Here is a 23,063-nt window from a genome sequence, read left to right on the forward strand (position 1 = left end):
GCGAGGAACTGTCGACCAATCCCTTCCTGCGCTGGCACGACCCGGCGATCCGCAAGCATCTTGGGCTGGAGAAGGCTTCCGACGCCGAGGTCTTTGCCGAAATCCGCAAGCGCAAGGACAACTTCTAGAGCCCGTGATATCGTCGACGCCATGACCAGCTCCGCCGAAATCATCGCGACGCTCGGGCTGAAGCCGCATCCGGAAGGCGGCTGGTATGCCGAGACCTTTCGCGATGGCACTGGCGGCGCGCGCGGCCATTCGACCGCCATTTATTTCCTGCTTGAGGAGCATCAGGTTTCGGCCTGGCACCGGGTCAAGGACGCCGCCGAGGTCTGGCATTTCCATGCCGGCGCCCCGCTGGCACTGGCAATGTGGGAAGAAGGCAGCACCGTTGTGGAGCAGGTGCTTGGAATCGATCTCGCAGCCGGTGAGCGGCCGCAGATCGTCGTGCCGGCGGGCTGGTGGCAATCGGCGCGCAGCCTCGGCGAATGGACGCTGGTCGGCTGCACCGTCGCGCCGGGCTTCGAGTTTGCCGCCTTCGAACTGGCAGCACCCGGCTGGCAGCCGAAACAACCTTAACTCAATAAGAGCCCGGATATAGCAGGGACCCAAGCGTGATCGCGAGTTGGGCGGCGTAGTACAGCGCCCAGACGGCGAAGCGCATCCAGGCGCGGTGCGGCGAGATGGCGGCCACCAGGAATTTCTCCGTGGCGAGCAGCCCGTCGGATGCCATGAACAACAGCGCACCGCCGATCACGGAGACGTTGCTGGTGGTCAGCGCCGAGATACCCATTGCCAGGATCGCAGCGACATAGACGGCGATCGGGATACGCAGGCCGGGACCGACGCGCCGCCACAGCGCCGCCAGCATGACGGCCGCAAACACCGCCATGGCGAGCGCGATCGCTCCGCGCCACGACTCGGCGCCAAGCACCCCCAACCCGCCACCGCTGCGCAGGAACAGCACGACATAGACGATGTGGGCGACAAGAAAACTGGCCAGCCCGCCGAGAAAGGCCTTTTCACCGTCGCGCGACAGGAATGCGTCGCCAACAGCGCTGAGAGCGAGCGCGGCGGCGAGCAGCAGCGGGCCGCCCTGCAGCCCGGCCAGCACGGCAAGCATCGCCACGGCGAGCGTCTTTGCCGCCGAGCGGGCGAGCGTTGGTGGCATGCCAAGCGTAAAGGCGTAGATCACCGCCGCCGCCAGCGAAAAGATCAATGTCGCATTGGCATTTGCGTCGATGCCGCCGGCAAACGGCATCGTCATGCCCCGGCTCCGCTTTGGGATGCCCTGGCCCCGCTCTCAGCCGCCGGTTTGCGCAGGAACAGCGACTTCGCTGCAAGTGCGGCCCCGCCGGTGATGAGCACGCAGGCGGCGAGGATGCGCAGCGACGGCTCGGCGACGCCGGCCGCGATCAGCACCAGCGTCGACAACAGCGGTGCGGCGTAGCTTGCAGCACCCAGCACCTGGATATTGCCGCGCTTGACGCCGATGTCCCAGGCATAGAAGGCCGCCCCCACCGGCATCAGGCCAAGGCCGAGCACGGCCAGCCACTGGCCGGGACCGTCAGGCAGAACCGTCTGTTCCAGCGCCAGGTGGCAGGCGAGCGACAACACCGCGGTCGCCGCGCAGAACCAGGTGACGATGCTGGTCGGCACCGACGGGAAGCGCCGCGACAACAGCGAATAGGACGACCACAGCACGGCACAAACGGCGGCCATCGCATAGCCGAAGGCGTAACGGGCGTCGAAGGCGAGGCCCCCGCCCTTGGTGACGATCAGCACGGTGCCGGCAAGGCCGAGCAGCGCGCCGACGACATGGTTCCAGGCCAGTTTTTCGCCCGGCATCAGCGCCGAGCCGAGCACGATCAGCAAAGGCCATAGATAGGCGATCAGGCTCGCCTCCACCGCCGGCGCATTGCGCAGCGCGGTGAAATAGAAAAAGTGGTAGCCGAACAGCCCGGCAATGCCGATCAGCCACACCTGCGGCGGTATCTTCTGGCTCTTGTCGGGTGCCGGCATGAACAGCCGCGCGACCAGCCCGACACCGGTGCCGATCGAGAAGGTGATCGCCGACAAGAGGAACGGCGGCACCTGGCCCGACGCATCGGTGAGCAGTGCGAGCAGCGCCCACATGGCGACCGCCGAAAAGCCGATCAGTGTTGCGCGCCCCATTCTGTCTCCAGTGGCGCGCCAATTCTGCGCCTGGCTATTGTACCGCTTCGAAACGTCCGGCGCTGATGGTCAAGGTGCCGATCTGCGTGCCCACCGTGGCATAGATCGGCGCATATACGCCGGTTTGGCCGAGCGGTGCAAACGTCACCATCATGCGGCTTTTGCTCTTGAGATAGTTGAGCGCCTTGCGGCCCTTGCGATAGCCAGCCACCGGCTCGAAGCCCATCCGGCAGGTAACCGTGTCGCCCTTGTAGCCCGGCACCGAGATCGTGCCCTTCGAAGCGTAGGTCAGCGTCAGATCGGCGCGCATCTCGCCGTCGTAGAACTTTACCGTGCGGCCGCAGACCTGGTCGAGGCTGTCGGCATGGATGACGGTGGCAGCCATCGGATCGAGCACCGATGCCAGGTCGCCGGCACCGAGCGGCACCCAACTCTTGGGGTCGCGCTTGCCCGGCGCCGGGACGACCTGCGTCGAGGTGACCCTGCCATTTGCAAAGCGGATGTCGACCACCGATGCCTTCTTGCCGGAGGTGTAATCGGCGCGGAATGCCTGCGGCACCATCCTCTTGCCCGCAATCGTGCCTTTGGACGAGATCGTGCCACGCGTGTCGTCGAACAGTTTTGCCAACCCTGCCGCGCTGACGCTGCCTTCGATCGCGTAGGCGCCGTTCTCATAACGGCTGGAAAACGTTGATTTCGCTATCGAAAGTCCAAGGAACGACACCGTATACTCGCCCTTGAACGACTGCGGCGAGGCAGCAGACGCGGCGGACGGCAAGGCTGCGGCAAGCATGGCGGCAAAGGCATGTGACGAACGAAGCATGGCGGGATCGGGTCCTTGATTTTCGGCCGGAGGCGGGCAACTCCGGTCTGGCATGTCCCTATGAGACCGCTTATAGGATGAATTCCGGCCTTAATATGAAAATGCCGGGCGCGCCGTGGGCAATGCAGGAGCTTGACGCCTCGGCGAAATGCAACTATGGAACGCCAACTTTTTCCATAAGGCCGCCTGACCAGAACCGCGCGCCACCCGGCGTGGGCTTGAGTGTTTGGCAGACCCCGAGAACTGAAGGTTAGAACAATGTCCCGCACCTGCGAACTCACTGCCAAGGCAGTCATGTCCGGCAACAATGTGAGCCACGCCAACAACAAGACCAAGCGTCGCTTCCTGCCGAACCTCGTCAATGTGACGCTGATTTCGGAAGCGCTGAACCAGAATGTGCGCCTGCGCATTTCGGCCAACGCACTGCGTTCGGTCGAACATCGCGGCGGTCTCGACGCCTTCCTGGCCAAGGCCGACGTCAAGGAATTGTCGCAGCGCGCCCGTCTGCTGAAGAAGCAGATCGCCAAGAAGACCGCCGAGCAGGCTGCCGCTTAAACAGTTCAAAGGCGGGGGACGACCGCCCTGGCCAACATCTTGTTGGCCTCTGGCCAACATCTTGTTGGCCTTGGGGCATCGGATCGAAGCCGCAAGGTTTTGGCAATCCGGTGCCCACATACGAAGGCGAGCATCGCCCGCATGGGCACGATGCTTGGCTGGTTCCATTACCCAGGATAAAAAAATGACTTCCTTCTCGCGGTATTTGCCCTTCGTGGCCGCCATGGCGCTTGTCGTCGTGGCATCGAACATTCTCGTGCAATTCCCGATGCAGGGCCAGATCGGGGGCCTCTCGCTGGCCGACCTTCTGACTTGGGGGGCCTTCACCTATCCCTTCTCGTTCCTGGTCACCGACCTCGCCAACCGCCGCTACGGACCCACTGTGGCGCGCCGGATCGTCCTTGTCGGCTTCATGACGGCGGTGATCTGCTCGATCCTTGTCCCGCCCTTCCTGTTCCGTCACGGCCTGATCGAATTCGAGACCGCCGCCGACCGGCTGGTGCGTATCGCGGCCGCGTCCGGAGCGGCGTTCCTTTCCGCGCAACTGCTCGACGTCACCGTGTTCAACCGGCTGCGCCGGCAGAGCTGGTGGCGGGCGCCGATCATCGGCACGCTGGTCGGGTCGGTGTTCGACACCGCCGTGTTCTTCACCGTCGCTTTCTCGGCTGCCTTTGCCTTCGCCGGACCAAACGACGGCTTTGCGTTGGAAAACGCACCCTTGATGGGCGTCTTCCATGTCGAGGCGATGCGCTGGATCTCCTGGGCGCTTGGTGATCTCTCGGTGAAGCTGATCATCGCCGTCGTCGCACTCATCCCCTACCGGCTGCTCGCCGCCCGCTGGAGCCAGCCCGCGGTTGCGGCTTAAACCATGATCCCGAAAAGTGGGACCCCGTTTTCGGAAAAGATCATGGTCGGACAAAGATCATGATCCCGTGGATCCAGCTCGATTCAGCGAAGACCCCAGACGGCGGACAAGAACTTCGCCTCAAGCGGCGCGGCACCGAATTCTCGATCATGCTGGGCACCAACGAGCTCATGAACAGCCGCCTCAGCGGTTCCGAGGAAGCGCTGGCAAAACTCTCCTGCGGGCGGATTGCCGGCCATAGCCAGCCAACAATCCTGATCGGTGGGCTTGGCATGGGTTTTACCTTGCGCGCCGCGCTTGCAGAATTGGCCAATGATGCCGGAATCGTCATCGCTGAACTGGTGCCGGCCGTTGTCGCCTGGGCGCACGGTCCGATGGCCGAAATCTTTGGCGGCTGTCTCGACGATCCGCGCGTCACCATCCAGGAGACCGATGTCGGGCAGCTGATACGCTCGCAGCCCGCGGCCTGGGACGCCATCCTGCTCGATGTCGACAACGGCCCGGAAGGCATCGTCCACAAATCCAACGACGCGCTCTACAGCCTGCAGGGCCTCGCAGCCGCACGCAGCGCCCTCAAGTCGGGCGGCGTGCTGGCGGTGTGGTCGCAAGGCCCCGACATCGGCTTCACGCGGCGGCTGAAGCAGGCAGGCTTCGGGGTCGAAGAGGTCAGTACGCGCGCCAACGGCAAGCGCGGCGCGCGCCATATCATCTGGATCGCCACCAAGACGTAAAGCCGGCGGGCTCAATCCTGGTGCAGGATGAATTCCAGATAGAGGTTGCGCTGCAGGATCGAGTGGTTGTCGTCGGAGATCAGCGACACCATCAGCGCGCCGTCGTCGCGGGTCCAGACGTCGAGCCCTTCCATATTGTCGATCTGGTAGCCCATGTCGGCCTCCAGCAGCACCGGCCCGTCGGCGACCGCGCCCTTCTCGACGCTTTCGCCATAGATGCGCCGCAGCCGCATCTTGACGCCCCTCGCCATCGAGAAACTGCGCTCCAGAAGCAGCAGATCGCCATCCGGCAGGAAGGCGCCGTCGGTGATGTCGAAATCGCCGTTGCGCTTGACAGTAAAGACGCCCTTGTGCGGCCCCTCGATGATGGCGGCATAGATGTTGCCGGCCTTGTCGAGGCTCTTTTCGGAGACCACGACCAGGCCGCCCTCATGCTGACCGTTGGCATTGGCGTGGGTGACGGTCTCGAAGCCGCGATTCTGGCGCAGCTCCTGGGCCGGAACGACGAAATCCAGCGGCTTGAACGGCGCCTTCATGTCGTTGGCGTCGATCTTGAACTGGGCGACGCGGTGGCTGCGCTCGAAGCCGACGGTGGCAATGCCGTCCTTGACCGCGAGGCCTTCCGCATCGACCTCCCATTTCCTGTCGATCGGCCGGCCGGTCTCGTCGACCATCTGCTGCATGCGGAAATTCTGGATGCCGGAGGGCCGCTTTTCCGCGTCGCGGACCACCGTGCCGAAGAACCAGAAGCCGGTGTCGGCAACGCCGATGAAGTCACCGCCGGCCTTCAGGAAGCGGAAGGCCGACAGCGCGCCGAAATCGCGTGTCGGCGAGGTCATCTCCAGCCCGCCGACGAATTCGAAAGGGCCGAATTGCTTGTCGGCACGGCCAATGTGAAATTCGGTGATCGGGCGGGCCGAGATTTCGACCGGTTCGACAGAACCAGAGTCGGGCGAACCGGCTGCCGCCGAAGCCACATCGGAAAGCAGGGCGATGGCGGCGAAAAGCGTCTGCTGAAAGCCGCCGCGCCTGGAGATCATCCGGCGCGCCGCATACCACCGCCGCGCCGCGTATCCTTCGCGCTTTCCTCGGCAAACAGCGAAGCCAGCTGCTCGGTCATGGCGCCAGCCAGCTCCTCGGCATCGACGATGGTGACGGCGCGGCGGTAGTAGCGCGTGACATCGTGGCCGATGCCGATGGCCAAGAGTTCCACCGGCGAACGCGTCTCGATCAGCTCGATGACGGCGCGCAGATGGCGTTCGAGATAATTGCCCGGATTGACCGACAGCGTCGAATCGTCGACCGGCGCGCCGTCCGAGATCATCATCAGGATCTTGCGCTGCTCGGGCCGGGCGATCAGCCGGTTGTGCGCCCACAGCAGCGCCTCGCCGTCGATATTTTCCTTGAGCAGGCCTTCGCGCATCATCAGGCCGAGATTGCGCCGTGCCCGCCGCCATGGATGGTCGGCGGACTTGTAGATGATGTGGCGCAGATCGTTGAGCCGGCCAGGATTCGGCGGCTTGCCATCCTTCAGCCATTTCTCGCGCGCCTGCCCGCCCTTCCACGCCCGCGTCGTGAAGCCGAGGATCTCGACCGAGACGCCGCAACGCTCCAGCGTGCGCGCCAATATGTCGGCGCAGGTTGCGGCGACCGTGATCGGCCGGCCGCGCATCGAGCCGGAATTGTCGAGCACCAGCGTCACCACCGTGTCGCGAAATTTGGTGTCGCGCTCCTGCTTGAACGACAGCGGCTGCATCGGGTCGATGACGACCCGCACCAGCCTTGCCGGGTCGAGGTAACCCTCTTCCAGGTCGAAATCCCAGGAGCGGTTCTGTTGTGCCATCAGCCGACGCTGCAGGCGGTTGGCCAACCGCCCGACGACGCCGGACAGGTTGGCGAGCTGCTTGTCGAGGAAGGCGCGCAGCCGGTCGAGCTCTTCTTCTTCGCACAACTCCTCGGCGCCGACCGTCTCGTCGAAAGCGGTGGTGAAGACCTTGTAGTCGATCTCTTTCGGCAGATTGGTGAAGGGATTGTCGTTGCGGCGCGCTTCGCCGGGTGTTTCGGCATCGGCGTCGTCATCGTCGGACAGATCGTCGGCGGTGGCGTCGGAGGCTTCCGTCTCGGCCGACTGCTCGTCATCGGCCGAAGCTTCGGCATCCTCGGACTGCGACTGCTCGGAGCCGGAATCCTCTTCGCCGCCCTCCTCGCTCTGCTCCTCGCCTTGCGGCTGGTTGTCGTCATTGTCCTCTGAATCTTCCGTCTCCTGGTCGTCGCCGAGTTCCTCGGCCATCTCCATGGAGGCGAGCATCTCTCGCACGACCCGGGCGAACGCCTGCTGGTCGCCGAGCTTGGCCGACAATCCGTCGAGGTCGGCCTTGGCCTTCTCCTCGACCCAGGGGCGCCAGAGCTCGACCAGCCGCTCGCCGCTTTTCGGGACCGGACGGCCGGTCAGCTTCTCGCGCACCATCAGGGCAAGAGCTTCCTCGATCGGCGCGTCGGCCTTGTCCTTGATGTCGACGAGGTTGGCCTTGGCGTATTTGTCCTCCAGCATCGAACCGATATTGTCGGCGACACCCTGCATGGCGCGTGAGCCGATCGCCTCGACGCGGGCCTGTTCGACCGCGTCATAGATGGCGCGGGCCGCCTTGCCTTCCGGCGCCAGCTTGGTGTGGATGCGCACATCGTGGCAGGCGCGCTTCAGCGCCATGGAATCGCCGAGGCCGCGGGTGATCGCAATATCGGTCTTCGACGCCTTCTTCGGCAATTCGGGCAGACGCGCACGGCTGCCGGCGAGCGCCGGCCGGTCCTTGGCGAAACCGACTTCCAGTTCCTTGTCGCCGGCAATGGCGCGCATGCAGACGGTGACGGCACGCTTGAAGCTGTCGGCTTCAGAGCCCGTCTTCGACTTGTTGCGCGTGTTGTCGCCCGGACCCGCCATCATCTATCTCTATTGTACCGCTGGCCGCTGGCCAAGCTGAGTGCGCAGGAGGCCGATAATCTCTTCGACCGAGATCGTAAAATAGCCGCCTTTCCCACTGTCATATGCCTGTCTCCAATGACTGTATCCGTGGTCAAACCCGTCGGGAATTGGACGAACACCCTCAAGTTCAACCAGACTTTCTCTCAGTACGTCAGCCGCTACAGGGAGGTGAGGGATTGTTTGCAGCTGCTTTCCGTCATTAGGTATCGGCGCGTCAGAGACTGAGATCGATACGATCGGCTGACTTTCGCCTTCCAGATAATCGACAGCGCCTATGATCACACGCGAGGATACTGGTGTCGCGCCGTGATACGTCCAAGTCTGCCCAGGTTTGAGTGGTTGGTTCTGGGCCATGGCTGCCTGACTGAGACCAAAGCAGAGGAATACAAGACTCCATAGGAACGTCCGGTGGGTCGTTCCCATGGAGCGGTCTTACCCCAGGACCACGTTGGCGGCGCTCTCGGGCAGATCCTCGCCGAAGGCGCGCTGGTAGAACTCGGCCACCACCGAGCGCTCCAGTTCGTCGCACTTGTTGAGGAAGGTCAGCCGGAACGCCATGCCGATATTGCCGAATATCTCGGCATTCTCTGCCCAGGTGATCACCGTGCGCGGGCTCATCACGGTCGACAGATCGCCGTTGATGAAGGCCGAGCGCGTCATGTCAGCGACGCGCACCATCTTGTTGACGATGTCCTTGCCCTTGCCGTCGCGATAGTGCTTGGCCTTGGCCAGCACGATGGCGACTTCATTGTCGTGCGGCAAATAATTCAGCGTGGTGACGATCGACCAGCGGTCCATCTGGGCCTGGTTGATCTGCTGGGTGCCGTGATAGAGGCCGGTGGTGTCGCCCAGGCCGACCGTGTTGGCGGTCGAGAACAACCGGAAGGCCGGATGCGGGCGGATAACCCGGCTCTGGTCGAGCAGCGTCAGCCGGCCTGACGATTCCAGCACGCGCTGGATGACGAACATCACATCCGGACGGCCGGCATCATACTCGTCGAAGCACAGCGCGACATTGTGCTGGTAGGCCCAGGGCAGGATGCCGTCGCGGAATTCGGTGATCTGCAACCCGTCCTTGACCACGATCGCGTCCTTGCCGACGAGATCGATACGGCTGACATGGCTGTCGAGGTTGACGCGCACGCAGGGCCAGTTGAGGCGGGCGGCGACCTGTTCGATATGGGTCGACTTGCCGGTACCGTGATAGCCCGACACCATGACGCGGCGGTTGTAGGCAAAGCCCGCAAGGATCGCCATCGTCGTGTTCTTGTCGAACAGATAGTCCGGGTCGATGTCGGGCACATGCTCCGATGTCACCGAATAGGCCGGCACCACCATCTTGGATTCGAAGCCGAATTTCTCCTTCACCGACACCGTCGTGTCGGGCAGGTTGGCGATGTCGCGATCGACCTTGTTCATATCTCTCAACGTCTCCACGGGCGAAACGTCTGATTTCGCCGGCAATCGATTTTGTCCGGGGGCGGTCTTAAAGCCTTTTCCAACCTTATGAAAGTTGGAAAACGACACGAACCGTATGGTCGCTCAGCACAGGCCCGCCTGTTTGAGCACGCGATAGGCTTGCAGCACATCGCGGAACCGGTCTTCCGAACCTCTGTCGCCACCATTCGCATCCGGATGGTGTAGTTTCACCAGTTCCTTATAGCGCGCCTTGATCTCCTTGCCAGTCGCCTTTGTATCAAGACCAAGCGTTTCCAGCGCCTTGGCCTCAAGCGGCTTGGCCTTGCGCTCGCGCGCCTCGCGCGGATCCTTGGGTCCCTTGAACAGGTCGAACGGGTCGCGCATGCGGTTATAGTAGCCGGCGCGGCCGGAACGCATCTGGGCCATATCGGGCGACGACCGGGTCGAGGCCCCGTTGGCGCCCATCTTCCAGGTCGGCCGGTGCCCGGTCATGGCTTCCTTCTGGAAGCGCGCGACCTCGGTGTCCGGTACGCCGGAAAAGTAGTTGAAGCCCTTATTGTACTCGCGCACATGATCGAAGCAGAAGTGGAAATACTCACCCTCCTTCATGCGCCCGACCGGCGCACGATGGGTGCCCGCTTCCTTGCAGCCGTCCCACTGGCAGATCGGCGAGTGCGACTTCAGCTCCGCGTCCTTGTCGGGGCGGACGCGAATCTTCTCGAAATATTTGGGGTACGGCTTCATCTTACCCATTTATGGGGCGTTCGCAGATGCGAAACAAGAATTGACATTTTCGCGATCATCGCCCTAACCGCTGAATCGCGGCATAAAGCAGGCGAATGGCGGATTTTGTTGCGCGGCGGCGGCCCCTCGCGAAACCGATTTTCGGTTTCCAGGCCGAGACGCCAACGATATGTGGTGAAGGGAGATGGCGATGTCCATACAGGCGACCATGGAAGACAAGCTCAACAAGGCATTTTCGCCGGACAGGCTGGTTATCATCAACGAGAGCCATCTCCATGCCGGCCACCACCATCACGGCTCCGACCATCACGGCACTTACGACGGCACCGGCGAGACGCATTTTCGCGTCCGCGTCGTCGCTTCCGCCTTTGCCGGCATGAGCCGCATCGACCGTCACCGCGCCGTCAACGAACTGCTTGCCGACGAACTGAAGGCCGGCGTGCATGCGCTGGCGATCGAACCCGCGGCTCCCGGCGAAAAGACCCGCTGGTAGGTCGCTTCCCCGCGCTCAGAGCACCGCTTCGATGAGGAACGGCCCGCGCCGTGACAGCGCACTGTCCAGCAACGCGTCGAAGCGCTCGCACGTATCGGCGCGAGCCGCCTCCACGCCCATGCCTTTGGCCAGCGATACCCAGTCGAGCGAGGGATGGTCGAGGTCGAGCATGCGCCTGGCGTTCTCGCCGATGGCGCCGACGCCGACATTCTTCATCTCGCCATGCAGGATCGCATAGGTTCGGTTGGAAAACACGATCGTCACCACGTCGAGCTTTTCCCGCGCCTGCGTCCACAATCCCTGCACCGTGTACATGCCGCTGCCGTCGGCTTCGAGATTGACCACCTTGCGGTCGGGACAGGCGATTGCCGCCCCGGTCGCCATCGGGATGCCGCCACCGATCGATCCGCCCGTGCCCATCATGTAGTCGTGCGGCGCGGCAAAGGCCGACAGCGCGAAGAAACGCCTGGCCGAGGTGACCGCTTCATCGCAGACGATCGCATCGGCCGGCAGTTTGCGCGCCACCGAAAGTGCGACGGCATCTTCCGTCAGCTTGCCGTTCGGCGTTGCCTCGTCGGGAAAAGCGGCCGCCAGCACCTTGTGTTGCGACGGCTGGATGCCAAGTTCGTCGCGAAGCGCCTCCAGCGCCGCATGCAGATCGTCGCCATGGGCGGCCAATGTCAGCACCTCGCAGCCTTCCCGGACAAGCCGTCCCGGTTTTCCCGGATAGGCGAAGAAGGCAACCGGCTCCTTTGCGCCGACCAGGATCAGAACATCGACGTCGCTCAGCACAGCCATCGCCGCATCGACCGGATAGGGGATGCGGATCGGCGCGGCACGCCCGCGCCCGCGTTGCATCCGTGCGATCAGAACCTCGCCGAACAGCCGGACGTCGCTGCCCGCCGAGATCTGCCCGGCGATGGCAAGCGCATCGGCGCGAGCGGCCTTTCCGCGAACGATCATGCCGGCCCGGCCCGGAGCGGCACGGATCGCCGCGGCGACCTTGCGTACCGCGTCCATATCGACGGCCGGCGCTGGCACCAGCCTCACCTTGCCGGGCAAAACCGCCTCGACTTCGCCCCAGGCGGCATCCGCCGGCAGGATCAGGGTCGCGACGCCGGGTGGTGTCAGCGAGGCGCGAAAGGCCGCTTCAGCTGCCGGCACGACATCGGCCGGACCCTTGACGCGGCCGACCCAGTTGGACATCGGCGCCGCAAGGCTCTCGATATCGCTGGTGAGTGGGGCATCGAGCGGCAGATGGTAAGAGGCGTGGTCGCCGACGATGTTGATCATCGGGCTGAAGGCACGCCGGGCATTGTGCATGTTGGCCAGCCCATTGGCCAGGCCGGGACCGGTATGCAGCAGCGTCGCGGCCGGCCGATCGGCCATCCGCGCATAGCCATCGGCGGCACCCGTCACGACGCCTTCGAACAGCCCGAGCACGCAACGCATTTTCGGCTTGCGGTCAAGCGCTGCAACGAAGTGCATTTCGGAGGTGCCGGGATTGGCGAAGCAGACCGTCACATCATTGGCCAGAAGCACGTCACACAGGACATCGGCGCCGTTCATGCAATTCCCTCCCGCTCAAGATCGCAGAGCAGTTGCACCCGCGAGCACCTGCAGCAATGTCTTGCCGCTACTTTTGATCTAATCCAGTGCCGTAAAGATCAGCCAACCGTCGATTTCAGGAATGCCAGCGCGGCCGCGGTCAGCGCGTCGCCGTCCTCGCCGAAATCGCGATTGATCGACATATGCGTATAGGCGCTGCCGTCGAACAGCGTAACCTTGGTGCCCGTCGAGCGCAGGCGCTCGGCAAAGGCCTTGGAGTCCTCGCTCCGGCCCGATGCCCGCGAATAGGCGATGAAAGTCGGCGGGTGCTTGCGGCCGTCGACATAGCTGGCCGGCGAAAGTGCCGCCCATTGCGCGGGATCGGAAAAGACGCGGGCATAGGCCCGGACCATACCGCCATTTTTGGCAAGTGCTGCAAGATCATAGGCCCTGGTGTCGTCGAGGATGAGCGCGGCTATGCCCGGCAATCCGCCGCGCATGCCGGTCAGCGCAACCAGATGGCAGCCGGCCGAATGGCCCATGCCGACGATGCGGTTGGGATCGCCGCCATGCCGGGCGATGTTGGCCCTGATGTAGGCATAGGCCTTTTCGACGTCACCAGCCTGGGTGGCGACATTGGCCTGCGGCAGCATGCGGTAATCAATGGAGACGAAGCAGAAGCCGTTGGCGAGCAGGAAGGCCGGTTTGGCGTCCACCTGACTGCGTTTGCCAAACTGCCAGGTGCCGCCATGAACGAAAAACACGACCGGCAGGCCGATTGCACCATCGGGCGCGTAGATGTCGAGCTTGGCCGGCCCGTAGTCGAAGGTTTCTGGCGTGGGCCGGCGTGTTTTCCACGCGGCCGACGCTTCCAACGGCAGCATCGCCGCCATGGAGGCCATGATCAGGCTTCGTCGATCGATCATCATTGTCTCCTGGCAAAGCAAGACTGCACGCGGCCGCCCCAGCCGTCCAGTCAGGGGTTCGCAACACACCCGCTACCCGCGCTGAATACGGCTCCGCAACGAGCGCTTTGGTCTCGCGGAGTAGCCTCAATCCTTAAGATCGCGGCCACCTCTTCACATGAAGGGAACAAACGGTGCCCCCCGGCAGTTGAATGCGTGGTGAGCCGAATGGAAGCCACAGCGGCTCCGAGGGCAAAAGCATCATGCGAGAGAACCAGTCTGACGTCTTCGATCTCTTTTCGGAAATTTACACCAACGCGGCGCAGGAAGAGATCAGCATCCAGCAATATCTCCTTGCCTGCCGCGAGGACAAGTCGATGTATGCCTCGGCGCCTGAACGGATGGTCGAGGCGATCGGCGAGCCGAACCTGGTCGACACCAGCAAGGATGAGCGGCTCGGCCGTATTTTCTCCAACCGGACCCTGAAAGTGTACCCCTCCTTCGCCGATTTCTACGGCATGGAGGATACAATCGAGCGCATCGCCGGCTATTTTCGCTATGCGTCCCAGGGGCTCGAGGAGCGCAAGCAAATCCTCTATTTGCTCGGCCCGGTGGGCGGCGGCAAATCCTCCCTTGCCGAGCGGCTGAAGAAGTTGATGGAACAGCGCCCGATCTACACGCTGAAGGTCGGCAACCAGGTCAGCCCGGTTTTCGAATCGCCGCTTGGCCTTTTCCATCCCGATCGCATGGGCGACCTGCTGGAGGATAAATACGGCATTGCCCGGCGCCGCTTGAATGGGCTCATTTCGCCATGGGCGGCCAAGCGCCTCGACGAACTTTCCGGCGACATTTCCAAGTTCAGCGTCGTCAAGCTGATGCCGTCGCGACTGCGCCAGATCGGCATCGCCAAGACCGAGCCCGGCGACGAGAACAATCAGGACGTCTCGGCCCTGGTCGGCAAGGTGGACATCCGGCAATTGGAAAACTTCAGCCAGTCCGATCCGGACGCCTATTCCTATAGCGGTGGACTGAACCGGACCACCCAGGGCCTGCTTGAATTCGTCGAAATGTTCAAGGCGCCTATCAAGGTCCTGCATCCGCTGCTGACGGCTACCCAGGAAGGCAGCTACAACGGCACCGAAAATTTCGGCGCCTTTCCCTACCAGGGGATCATCGTGGCCCATTCCAACGAGTCGGAATGGCTGCAGTTCAAGAACAACAAGAACAATGAGGCTTTTCTCGATCGCATCCTCGTCGTCAAGGTGCCGTATTGCCTGCGGATAACCGAAGAGCGGCAGATCTACGAGAAACTGTTGCGGGAGAGCGAATTGGCCGCCAGTCCCTGCGCTCCAGAGGTGCTGGACATCCTCAGCCGGTTTACCGTCTCGACCCGCTTGGCCGAGCACGACAATTCGCCGCTCTACACCAAGATGCGCGCCTATGATGGCGAGAACCTCAAGGAAGTCGACCCCAAGGCAAAGTCGGTTCAGGAATATCGGGACGCCGCCGGCGTCGATGAGGGCATGGCAGGCGTCAGCACGCGCTTTGCCTTCAAGATCCTGTCGCAGACCTTCAACTACGACACCGAAGAGGTGGCCGCCGACCCCGTGCATCTCATGTACATCCTGGAGGAGGCAATCAAGCGCGAACAGTTTCCGAAGGAGACGGAAGCCGCCTATCTGGAGTTCATCAAGTCCGAGCTGGCCGCGCGGTATGCCGAATTCATCGGCCATGAGATCCAGAAAGCCTATCTGGAATCCTACAGCGAGTACGGCCAGAACCTTTTCGACCGCTACATCGCCTATGCCGACGCTTGGATCGAAGACCAGGACTACAAGGATCCCGACACAGGCCAGATCCTCAACCGCGAGGTTTTGGACAACGAGCTTTCACAGGTCGAAAAACCGGCCGGCATCGCCAATCCCAAGGACTTCCGCAATGAGGTGGTGAAATTCACCCTGCGCGCCCGTGCAAGAAACCATGGCCGCAACCCGGCGTGGACAAGTTACGAAAAGCTGCGGGAAGTCATCGAAAAACGCATGTTCGGCCAGGTCGAGGACCTCCTGCCGGTGATCAGTTTCGGCTCCAAGCAGGACAGTGTCACGGAAAAGCGGCACAATGAATTCGTGCAGCGGATGGTCGAGCGCGGCTACACCGAGCGGCAGGTGCGTCGCCTTGTGGACTGGTACATGCGGGTGAACAGGGCGGGTTAGAGAACCCGGATGGTTCCATGCCGATCTTCATCGACCGCCGCCTGAACCCGAAAGACAAAAGCCTCGGCAATCGCCAGCGCTTCCTGCGACGCGCGCGCGAGGAATTGAAACGCAGCATACGCGATCAGATCCGCACCGGCAGGATCACCGACGCGGATTCCGAGCATGCCGTGCGCATGCCCGAAAGAGGCACAAGCGAGCCGAGCTTCAACAACGCCCGCGACAGCGGCAGGCGCCAGCACATCTTGCCGGGCAACAGGCATTTCTCCGCTGGAGACCTGATCCCCAAGCCCGGCGGGGGCGGCGGGGGAGCATCGTCGCCGGGAAACAAGGCATCTGAAGACGACTTTCGTTTCGTGCTGTCGCGCGAGGAAGTGCTCGATCTTTTCTTCGAGGATCTCGAGCTCCCGGACATGGTCAAGCTCAACCTCAAGGAGATCCTTGCCTTCAAGCCGCGCAGAGCCGGCTTCGCCGCCACAGGTTCGCCGACCAACATCAATGTTGGCCGCACGATGCGCAACAGCCACGGCCGCCGCATTGCGCTGAGGCGCCCCAAGCAGGTCGAACTGGATGCGATCCTCGAGGAAATCGCCTCGCTCGAGTCGACGCCATCCAGCGCCGACGCGCGCCAGCGTATTGCGGCATTGCGCGAAGAACTCGACCGGCTGGAACGCCGCCGCCGCCGGATTGCCTATGTCGATCCGGTCGACATCCGCTTCAACCGCTTCGATTCCCGGCCGGTGCCGAACGCCAATGCCGTCATGTTCTGTCTTATGGACGTGTCCGGGTCCATGGGCGAGCGCGAGAAGGATCTGGCCAAGCGCTTCTTCGTCTTGCTGCACCTGTTCTTGAAACGGCGCTACGACCGCATCGAGATTGTCTTCATCCGCCACACGCACCTGGCTCAGGAGGTCGACGAGGAAACATTTTTCTACAACACCCAAAGCGGCGGCACCGTCGTTTCCACCGCGCTGGAGGAAATGCACCGTATTATCACCAGCCGCTACCCGGCCCATGACTGGAACATCTATGCCGCCCAGGCCTCGGACGGCGACAATTTCGCCGGCGATTCGGAGCGATGCATTTCGCTGCTCAATGGCGAGCTCATGCGGCTGTGCCAGTATTTTGCGTATGTCGAGATCATCGACGAGCGTGAAGCTCATATTTTCGGCTCGACAGAAAACGGGACATCGCTGTGGCGTGCCTACAACTCCATCGACCAGAAATGGCCGAACTTCCAGATGAGCCGCATCGCCACACCCGCCGATATCTATCCGGTTTTTCGCCAGCTCTTCGGCAGGCAACCGGCCGCCCTCAAGAGGGCATGAGGTTCCCGATGGCCAGACAAGCGAGCAAATCCAGCCTGCTTTTTTCAGGGTCCGACTGGGATTTCAAAACATTGTCGCGGGCCTATGACGCTATCGAGGCACTTGCGGTCGAAGAGCTTCATCTGGACACCTATCCCGTTCAGATGGAGATCATCTCGTCGCAGCAGATGCTCGACGCCTATTCGTCCATCGGCATGCCATTGATGTACCGTCACTGGTCTTTCGGCAAACATTTCCTCCACCAGGATTTGCTCTATCGCAAGGGCGGGCGGGGGCTTGCCTATGAACTGGTCATCAATTCCAATCCCTGCATCGTCTATCTGATGGAGGAAAACACCATGGCCCTGCAGGCCCTGGTGACGGCCCACGCAGCGCTCGGGCACAATCATTTCTTCAAGAACAATCAGCTGTTCAAACAGTGGACGGATGCGGGTGCGATCCTCAGCTACCTGGACTTCGCCAAGGGCTACATAGTCCGTTGCGAGGAGCGGCACGGCCTCGCCGCCGTCGAGGCTGTTCTCGATTCCGCCCACGCGCTGATGGATCAGGGCGTGTTTCGCTATCACCGGCCGCCGAGGTTGTCGTCGGAACGGCAACGCGAAGGAATTCGCGAGCGTCTCGAATACGAGGAGCGCTCCTACAACGACTTGTGGCGTACGCTGCCGGCCTCGCAGCAAGCGGCCAACGACAAGGGCCAGGACCCAGAGTGGAAGAAATCGCTCAATCTGCCCGAGGAAAACCTGCTCTATTTCCTGGAAAAGAACAGCCCAGTCCTGGAACCCTGGCAGCGCGAGATCATCAGGATCGTTCGTGTCATCGCGCAATATTTTTACCCGCAACGGCAGACACAGGTGATGAACGAAGGTTGTGCCACTTTCGTGCACTATACGCTGATGAACATGCTGTTCGACCGCGGCCAGATCAGCGAAGGCGCCATGCTCGAAATCCTGCGCAATCATTCCAACGTGGTCTTCCAGCCGGCCTTCGACGATCCGCGTTTTTCAGGCATCAACCCCTATGCTCTCGGCCTCGACATGATGCAGGACATTCAGCGCATCTCGACCGAACCCACGGCCGAGGACCGCGATTGGTTCCCCGACATGGCCGGCCAGGGCAACTGGCGCGAGGTCCTGCTGGACGCCTGGGCCGAGCATCGCGACGAATCCTTCATCCGCCAGTACCTCAGCCCGGCCTTGATCCGGAAATGGCGGTTTTTTGTGCTCGGCGACGCTGCCGACCAGCCGCATTGCCTGGTCGCGTCCATCCACGATGAGCGCGGCTACGCCAAGATACGCGCCGCGCTCGCCAACAGTTATGATCTCGGCGCGAACCGGCCGGACATTCAGGTGGTGGATGTCGATCTGCTCGGCGACCGCCATTTGCGGCTGCAGCACAAGGTCAATGACGGCATCCTTCTCGAGGATGCCAGCCGCGACGCCACGCTTCGTCACATCCGCAGGCTTTGGGGTTATGAAGTCAGCCTGGCGGCCATGGATGCCGAGACCGGCGCGACGATCCACGAACGCTCGACGAGCCAGATCGCGGGATGACGGCACCCGGTCTCCCGGCGCACATCAGGCGTCGCCGGCTGGCCTGATCCTCAGCCTTGCGATCCGGTTCTTGTCGCGTTTCATGACGATGAAGCGCTTGCCGTGGAACGTAAAAGCCTGCTTCTCCTCGGGGATCGATTGCGTCTCGTGGATGACGAGGCCGGCAATGGTGGTTGCCTCCTCATCCGGCAGGTTCCAGTCGAGAGCCCGGTTGAGGTCACGGATCGGCACCGTACCGTCGACGACCACGGAGCCGTCGGCCTCCTGCTTGACGCCCTGTATGTCGACATCGTGCTCGTCGGCGATCTCGCCGACGATCTCCTCGATAATGTCCTCCAGCGTCACCAGCCCTTCGACCTCGCCATATTCGTCGACGACGACGGCGAAATGCGCCTTGCGGCGAAGGAAGGCGTTGAGCTGTTCCTGCAAGGTCGTGGTGTCGGGCACGAACCAGGGTTTCGAAGCGATCTTCATCACGTCGATCCTGGAGAAATCGTTGCCGACTTCGTTCAAGGCGCGCAGCAGATCCTTTGCATGCAGCACGCCGACGATGTTGTCGAGCGAACCTTTCCACAGCGGCATGCGGGTGTGCGGGCTTTGCAAAATCTCGCGCACCACCGCTTCCGGCGCATTGTCGGCATTGACCGAGCGCATGTTGGTGCGGTGGACCATGATGTCGGAGACTTCGAGTTCGGCGAGATCGAACAGGCCGCCGACGCGGTCGCGATCCTCGCGCACCACCTGGCCGTCGCGGCGGAAATCGTCGACCGCGCCGCGCAATTCGTCCTGGCTGGAACGCTGCGGCTCGATGCGCGAAAGCTCGTACCCGAACATGGCAAGCAGGCGCGTGCGCACGGCAACGAGCAGCACGATGAGGATGGCAAGGACGGCGACAACGATCCAGCCGGGCTCGTTCATCTCCGGTCGCTTTCCTTTGGGTGGTTTTCCCTCAGAAACGACAGCACTTCCGATGCCGGAACATCCTTGGCAATGAAAGCCTGGCCGACGCCGCGCGTCAGGATGAAGGTTAGCGCGCCGCGCGACACCTTCTTGTCCTGGGTGATAAAGGCAAGCAGCGCCTCGGCGTCAGGCAGATCGCCCGGGATGTCGGCTATTCGCCAGGGCAGGCCGACGGCGCGCAGATGCGCCTCGACGCGCGCGGCATCGTCGGGGCTGGCCAGATTGAGCCGCGACGAGAACCGGTAGGCCAGCGCCATGCCGATGGCGACCCCTTCGCCATGGACGAGACGGCTTCCGTCATATTGGGTGGCGGCTTCCAGCGCGTGGCCGAATGTGTGGCCGAGATTGAGCAACGCGCGGTCGCCGGTCTCGAACTCGTCACGCGCAACCACGTCGGCCTTGGCGCGGCAGGCTTCGGCAATCGCCTGCGCCCTCTCCGGCCCGCCGGCAAAAACCTGGACCCAATTCTTTTCCAGCCAGGCGAAAAATTCCGGCCGGTCGATGAGCCCGTATTTGGCGAGCTCGGCATAGCCGGCGCGGAATTCCCGGATCGGCAGCGTGTCGAGCACCCCTGTGTCGGCCAACACCAGTTTCGGCTGATGGAAGACGCCGACAAGGTTCTTGCCGCGTGGGCTGTTGATGCCGGTCTTGCCGCCGACCGAGGAATCGACCTGCGCCAGCAGCGAGGTCGGAATCTGCACGAAATTCATGCCGCGCCGAACGATGCCGGCGGCAAAGCCGGCAAGGTCGCCGATAACGCCGCCGCCGAAGGCGATGACGATGTCGCCGCGCTCCAGTTTCGCAGCCAGCACACCGTCGACCACCTCTTCGAGATGGGCAAAACTCTTGGTCTTCTCGCCAGGCGGCAGGGTGATCACCGCGGTCTGGATGCCACCCGTTTCGAGGCTGGCCTTCAGCGCATCGAGATGCGCTGCCGCGACATTGGCGTCGGTGACGACCGCGGCGCGTGTGCCCGGCAGCCGGCGCGCAATCTCGGCACCCGCGCGGGCCAACAACCCCGAGCCGATCAGAATGTCGTAGGTCCGGTCGCCAAGGCCGACTTCGACGACAACGGGTGCCTCGATGCTCACTGTTCCACCTCGCCCGTCGCAGCCGCCTGATCAATGCCGAAATGCCGGCACAGCGCGTCCACCACCTCGGTAGCGATGACTTCCTTGCGGTCGTCGCGGGTCGGCACTGTGACGTCCGATGTCGCGTAGACCGGATAGCGCTCGCCCATCAGCCGCTCCAGCACGGCGCGCGGGTCGGCGCTTTTCAGGAGCGGCCGGTTCTGTTTCTTGGCGACGCGATCCATCAGAAGGTCGAGTTCGGCCTTCAGCCACACCGAGACGCCCTGCGCTGCAATCGCCTCGCGCGTCTGCGCATTCATGAAGGCGCCGCCGCCGGTCGACAGCACCTGCGGCCCGTTTTCCAGCACGCGCAGGATGACGCGCTGCTCCAGCGCCCTGAATTCGGTCTCGCCGTAGCGCTCGAACAGTTCCGGAACGGTCATGCGCGAGACGCTTTCGATCTCCTGGTCGCTGTCTATGAAGGGCAGCGCCAGCATCGTCGCCACCTTGCGGCCGATCGCCGTCTTGCCGGCGCCCATCAGTCCGACGAAGACGACGGAACGGCTGCCCAGCCTGCCGAGCAACGCGGCGTGGTTCTCGTCTGGAGGATTTGCTGGCAGCGCGTTCATCGGATGTTTCGAAGGCCCTCTTTGCCGGCGTATCGACATGAAAAGCCCGTTTGCGTCAAGCGTGGCAAGTGCCTTGAACCCGATATGGACCGGCAGGGTCTGCATCAGAAGTTGCTAACAGGCCCCAGCTTCTTCCTTGAATTGGCCGGATTGGCGTCCCATAAGGGGACAGGGTTTGGAAACGCAGAACAAGAAGACGGGCGAAAATTGATGCCGACACTGTTTCGCTTTGTCGTGGTAACGGCGATTCTGGCTGGCATTGCCTATGGTACGATGTTCGCACTGGTGATGTTCGTCGAGCCAAAGAAGGGGGAAATGAGCGTGCGCATCCCTCCGGAAAAGCTCAATCCCAAGAAAAGCTGAATGAACAGCGCGGCCCGCATCGAAGCCTTTCTGGAAATGATGAGCGCCGAGCGGGGCGCGGCCGAAAACACGCTTTCCTCCTACCGCCGCGACCTCGAGGACGCTTCCGGCGCGATCGATGGCGGGCTGGCCGGTGCCGCCGCCGCCGATATCCGCGCCTATCTCGACGACATTGCCGCCCGCGGCTTTGCCGCCACGTCGCAGGCGCGCAAACTGTCGGCGATCCGCCAGTTCTTCAAATTCCTCTACGCCGAAGGCCTGCGCGGCGATGACCCGACCGGCACGCTGGACAGCCCGAAAAAGGGCCGCCCGCTGCCCAAGACGATGAGCGAGGCCGACACCGGCCGGCTGATCGACCGTGCAGCAATTGAAGCCGGCGATGTCTCGTCGGGCGATGGGGACAGCCTGGCATCACTGCGCCTGCATGCGCTGGTCGAGGTGCTTTACGCCACCGGCCTGCGCGTTTCCGAGCTGGTCGGCTTGCCGGTGACGGTGGCGCAACGCGACGACCGCTTCTTCATGGTGCGCGGCAAGGGCGACAAGGAGCGCATGGTGCCGCTCTCCGCCAAGGCACGCGCGGCGATGAAGACCTGGCTTGCCGCCCGCGCCAAGGTGCCAGCCTTGGCCGACAGTCCGTTCCTGTTTCCGGCCGCCTCGGACAGCGGCTATCTCTCGCGCCAGGTCTTCGCGCGTGACCTGAAAGGGCTGGCGGCAAGGGCCGGCATTGCCTCGGCGAAGATCTCGCCGCACGTGCTGCGCCATGCTTTCGCCAGCCATCTCCTGCAGAACGGCGCCGATCTGCGGGCCGTGCAGCAATTGCTTGGCCATGCCGACATATCGACGACACAGATTTACACCCATGTGCTGGAAGAGCGGCTGGTGCGGCTGGTCAACGATCATCATCCGCTTGCCGACTAGGCCTCATATCGCTATGTGAGGACGACATTTCACCGCCCGGAGCCTTAGATTCAAGGGTTCCGTCAGCCACTGCCTTCCGACGTATCGGTCCGCTCACGCATGTATAATTACCTCGATTTCGAAAAGCCGGTGCAGGACCTCGAGGGCAAGATCCTCGAGCTGAAGAAGCTTGCCGAGAATGGCGAGGCGGTCGATGTCGGCGACGAGATCAACCGTCTCGAGAAGCGCTCCCGCGACGCATTGCGCGATGCCTACAAGGCGCTGACGCCTTGGCAGAAGGTGCAGGTGGCGCGCCATCCCGACAGGCCGCATTGCGTCGACTACATCAAGGGCCTGTTCACCGATTTCACGCCGCTGGCCGGCGACCGCAATTTCGGTGAGGACCAGGCGATCGTCGGCGGTTTCGCCCGTTTCCGCGGCGAACCCATTGCCATCATCGGCCAGGAAAAAGGTTCCGACACAGCCAGCCGCCTGAAGCACAATTTCGGCTCGGTTCGGCCGGAGGGCTACCGCAAGGCGGTACGGCTGATGGAACTGGCCGACCGCTTCAAGATCCCGCTACTGACGCTGGTCGACACGGCCGGCGCCTATCCCGGAGTCAACGCCGAGGAGCGCGGCCAGGCGGAGGCTATCGCCCGTTCAACCTCGACCTGTCTTGGCCTGAAAGTACCGTCGATCTCGGTGGTCATCGGCGAAGGCGGTTCGGGCGGCGCCATTGCCATCGCCACCGCCAACCGCGTCTACATGCTCGAACACGCCATCTATTCGGTGATTTCGCCGGAAGGTGCCGCCTC

The 23,063-nt window shown here is 62.8% G+C and carries 24 protein-coding genes; 12 read left to right on the top strand and 12 right to left on the bottom strand.

What is annotated here, in order from left to right; genetic code table 11:
• Positions 1–128: hydroxyacylglutathione hydrolase C-terminal domain-containing protein (locus EN990_RS29205; RefSeq protein ID WP_281056338.1), on the top strand; the 128-nt coding region annotated here is incomplete at its 5' end.
• Between the two features lie 22 nt (positions 129–150).
• Positions 151–579, top strand: a complete 429-nt coding sequence (locus EN990_RS29210) for a cupin domain-containing protein (protein ID WP_013529377.1) — start codon at positions 151–153, stop codon at positions 577–579.
• A gap of 1 nt (position 580) precedes the next feature.
• On the opposite strand, the gene EN990_RS29215 is transcribed toward EN990_RS29210, so the two are convergent.
• The 3 genes from EN990_RS29215 to EN990_RS29225 are packed head-to-tail and all read right to left on the bottom strand — an operon-like array spanning position 581 to position 2,998.
• The gene (locus EN990_RS29215; RefSeq protein WP_127369168.1) at positions 581–1,267 is read right to left on the bottom strand and encodes a lysoplasmalogenase; all 687 of its coding nucleotides are present in this window, start codon (positions 1,265–1,267) and stop codon (positions 581–583) included.
• Positions 1,264–2,175: an EamA family transporter gene (locus EN990_RS29220; RefSeq protein WP_027162920.1), complete on the bottom strand. Its 912-nt coding sequence runs from the start codon at positions 2,173–2,175 to the stop codon at positions 1,264–1,266. Before EN990_RS29220 ends, EN990_RS29215 begins: the two co-directional genes overlap by 4 nt.
• Positions 2,176–2,209: 34 nt before the next feature.
• The gene (locus tag EN990_RS29225; protein WP_127369169.1) at positions 2,210–2,998 is read right to left on the bottom strand and encodes a DUF3108 domain-containing protein; all 789 of its coding nucleotides are present in this window, start codon (positions 2,996–2,998) and stop codon (positions 2,210–2,212) included.
• Positions 2,999–3,256: 258 nt separating this feature from the next.
• Here EN990_RS29225 and rpmB point away from each other — a divergent pair, with 258 nt between their 5' ends.
• The 3 genes from rpmB (at position 3,257) to EN990_RS29240 (ending at position 5,149) form a co-directional block, all read left to right on the top strand.
• Positions 3,257–3,553, top strand: a complete 297-nt coding sequence (gene rpmB, locus EN990_RS29230) for a 50S ribosomal protein L28 (protein ID WP_013529373.1) — start codon at positions 3,257–3,259, stop codon at positions 3,551–3,553.
• 184 nt (positions 3,554–3,737) lie between these two features.
• The gene (locus EN990_RS29235) at positions 3,738–4,418 is read left to right on the top strand and encodes a queuosine precursor transporter (protein ID WP_024503743.1); all 681 of its coding nucleotides are present in this window, start codon (positions 3,738–3,740) and stop codon (positions 4,416–4,418) included.
• A 59-nt stretch (positions 4,419–4,477) separates the two neighbouring features.
• A complete protein-coding gene (locus tag EN990_RS29240) occupies positions 4,478–5,149 on the top strand; it encodes a hypothetical protein (protein ID WP_064993081.1) in 672 nt (223 codons plus the stop codon).
• A gap of 11 nt (positions 5,150–5,160) precedes the next feature.
• Here the strand turns inward: EN990_RS29240 and EN990_RS29245 are convergent, their stop codons facing one another.
• From EN990_RS29245 to EN990_RS29265, 4 genes are all read right to left on the bottom strand, one after another.
• On the bottom strand, positions 5,161–6,189 hold the full coding sequence (locus EN990_RS29245) for an esterase-like activity of phytase family protein (RefSeq protein WP_127385687.1): 1,029 nt from the start codon (positions 6,187–6,189) through the stop codon (positions 5,161–5,163).
• The gene (cobT, locus tag EN990_RS29250) at positions 6,186–8,090 is read right to left on the bottom strand and encodes a cobaltochelatase subunit CobT (RefSeq protein WP_174299058.1); all 1,905 of its coding nucleotides are present in this window, start codon (positions 8,088–8,090) and stop codon (positions 6,186–6,188) included. The genes EN990_RS29245 and cobT overlap by 4 nt, the downstream gene beginning before the upstream one ends.
• 471 nt (positions 8,091–8,561) lie before the next feature.
• Positions 8,562–9,548, bottom strand: coding sequence for a cobaltochelatase subunit CobS (cobS, locus tag EN990_RS29260; RefSeq protein ID WP_013529367.1), 987 nt, complete (start codon positions 9,546–9,548; stop codon positions 8,562–8,564).
• 123 nt (positions 9,549–9,671) lie between these two features.
• Positions 9,672–10,301, bottom strand: coding sequence for a J domain-containing protein (locus tag EN990_RS29265; RefSeq protein WP_013529366.1), 630 nt, complete (start codon positions 10,299–10,301; stop codon positions 9,672–9,674).
• 181 nt (positions 10,302–10,482) lie between these two features.
• Between EN990_RS29265 and EN990_RS29270 the strand changes: the two genes are divergently transcribed.
• Positions 10,483–10,785, top strand: a complete 303-nt coding sequence (locus EN990_RS29270) for a BolA family transcriptional regulator (protein ID WP_013529365.1) — start codon at positions 10,483–10,485, stop codon at positions 10,783–10,785.
• Between the two features lie 15 nt (positions 10,786–10,800).
• Here the strand turns inward: EN990_RS29270 and EN990_RS29275 are convergent, their stop codons facing one another.
• Both EN990_RS29275 and EN990_RS29280 read right to left on the bottom strand, forming a co-directional pair.
• Positions 10,801–12,354, bottom strand: coding sequence for an acetolactate synthase large subunit (locus tag EN990_RS29275; protein WP_127368489.1), 1,554 nt, complete (start codon positions 12,352–12,354; stop codon positions 10,801–10,803).
• Positions 12,355–12,452: 98 nt separating this feature from the next.
• Positions 12,453–13,259, bottom strand: a complete 807-nt coding sequence (locus EN990_RS29280) for an alpha/beta hydrolase (protein WP_013529363.1) — start codon at positions 13,257–13,259, stop codon at positions 12,453–12,455.
• A 242-nt stretch (positions 13,260–13,501) separates the two neighbouring features.
• Between EN990_RS29280 and EN990_RS29285 the strand changes: the two genes are divergently transcribed.
• Genes EN990_RS29285 through EN990_RS29295 form a run of 3 tightly spaced genes read left to right on the top strand, consistent with a single transcriptional unit; the run spans position 13,502 to position 18,329 of the window.
• On the top strand, positions 13,502–15,451 hold the full coding sequence (locus EN990_RS29285) for a PrkA family serine protein kinase (protein ID WP_013529362.1): 1,950 nt from the start codon (positions 13,502–13,504) through the stop codon (positions 15,449–15,451).
• A gap of 17 nt (positions 15,452–15,468) precedes the next feature.
• Positions 15,469–16,779, top strand: coding sequence for a YeaH/YhbH family protein (locus EN990_RS29290; RefSeq protein ID WP_013529361.1), 1,311 nt, complete (start codon positions 15,469–15,471; stop codon positions 16,777–16,779).
• A gap of 8 nt (positions 16,780–16,787) precedes the next feature.
• Positions 16,788–18,329, top strand: a complete 1,542-nt coding sequence (locus EN990_RS29295; protein ID WP_024503737.1) for a SpoVR family protein — start codon at positions 16,788–16,790, stop codon at positions 18,327–18,329.
• Between the two features lie 24 nt (positions 18,330–18,353).
• Here the strand turns inward: EN990_RS29295 and EN990_RS29300 are convergent, their stop codons facing one another.
• Genes EN990_RS29300 through EN990_RS29310 form a run of 3 tightly spaced genes read right to left on the bottom strand, consistent with a single transcriptional unit; the run spans position 18,354 to position 20,988 of the window.
• Positions 18,354–19,247 (bottom strand): HlyC/CorC family transporter, encoded by an 894-nt coding sequence (locus tag EN990_RS29300; RefSeq protein ID WP_013529359.1) that lies wholly within the window; start codon positions 19,245–19,247, stop codon positions 18,354–18,356.
• On the bottom strand, positions 19,244–20,380 hold the full coding sequence (aroB, locus tag EN990_RS29305) for a 3-dehydroquinate synthase (RefSeq protein ID WP_024503736.1): 1,137 nt from the start codon (positions 20,378–20,380) through the stop codon (positions 19,244–19,246). The genes EN990_RS29300 and aroB overlap by 4 nt, the downstream gene beginning before the upstream one ends.
• A complete protein-coding gene (locus EN990_RS29310; RefSeq protein WP_024503735.1) occupies positions 20,377–20,988 on the bottom strand; it encodes a shikimate kinase in 612 nt (203 codons plus the stop codon). The genes aroB and EN990_RS29310 overlap by 4 nt, the downstream gene beginning before the upstream one ends.
• Positions 20,989–21,198: 210 nt before the next feature.
• Between EN990_RS29310 and EN990_RS29315 the strand changes: the two genes are divergently transcribed.
• From EN990_RS29315 to EN990_RS29325, 3 genes are all read left to right on the top strand, one after another.
• Complete coding sequence (locus EN990_RS29315) at positions 21,199–21,351, top strand: hypothetical protein (RefSeq protein WP_013529356.1); 153 nt, start codon at positions 21,199–21,201, stop codon at positions 21,349–21,351.
• On the top strand, positions 21,352–22,269 hold the full coding sequence (locus tag EN990_RS29320; RefSeq protein ID WP_063169115.1) for a site-specific tyrosine recombinase XerD: 918 nt from the start codon (positions 21,352–21,354) through the stop codon (positions 22,267–22,269).
• A gap of 99 nt (positions 22,270–22,368) precedes the next feature.
• Positions 22,369–23,063: acetyl-CoA carboxylase carboxyltransferase subunit alpha (locus EN990_RS29325; protein ID WP_127388466.1), on the top strand; the 695-nt coding region annotated here is incomplete at its 3' end.

Source organism: Mesorhizobium sp. M7A.F.Ca.US.005.03.1.1 (assembly GCF_003997975.1).
GTDB lineage: Bacteria > Pseudomonadota > Alphaproteobacteria > Rhizobiales > Rhizobiaceae > Mesorhizobium > Mesorhizobium ciceri.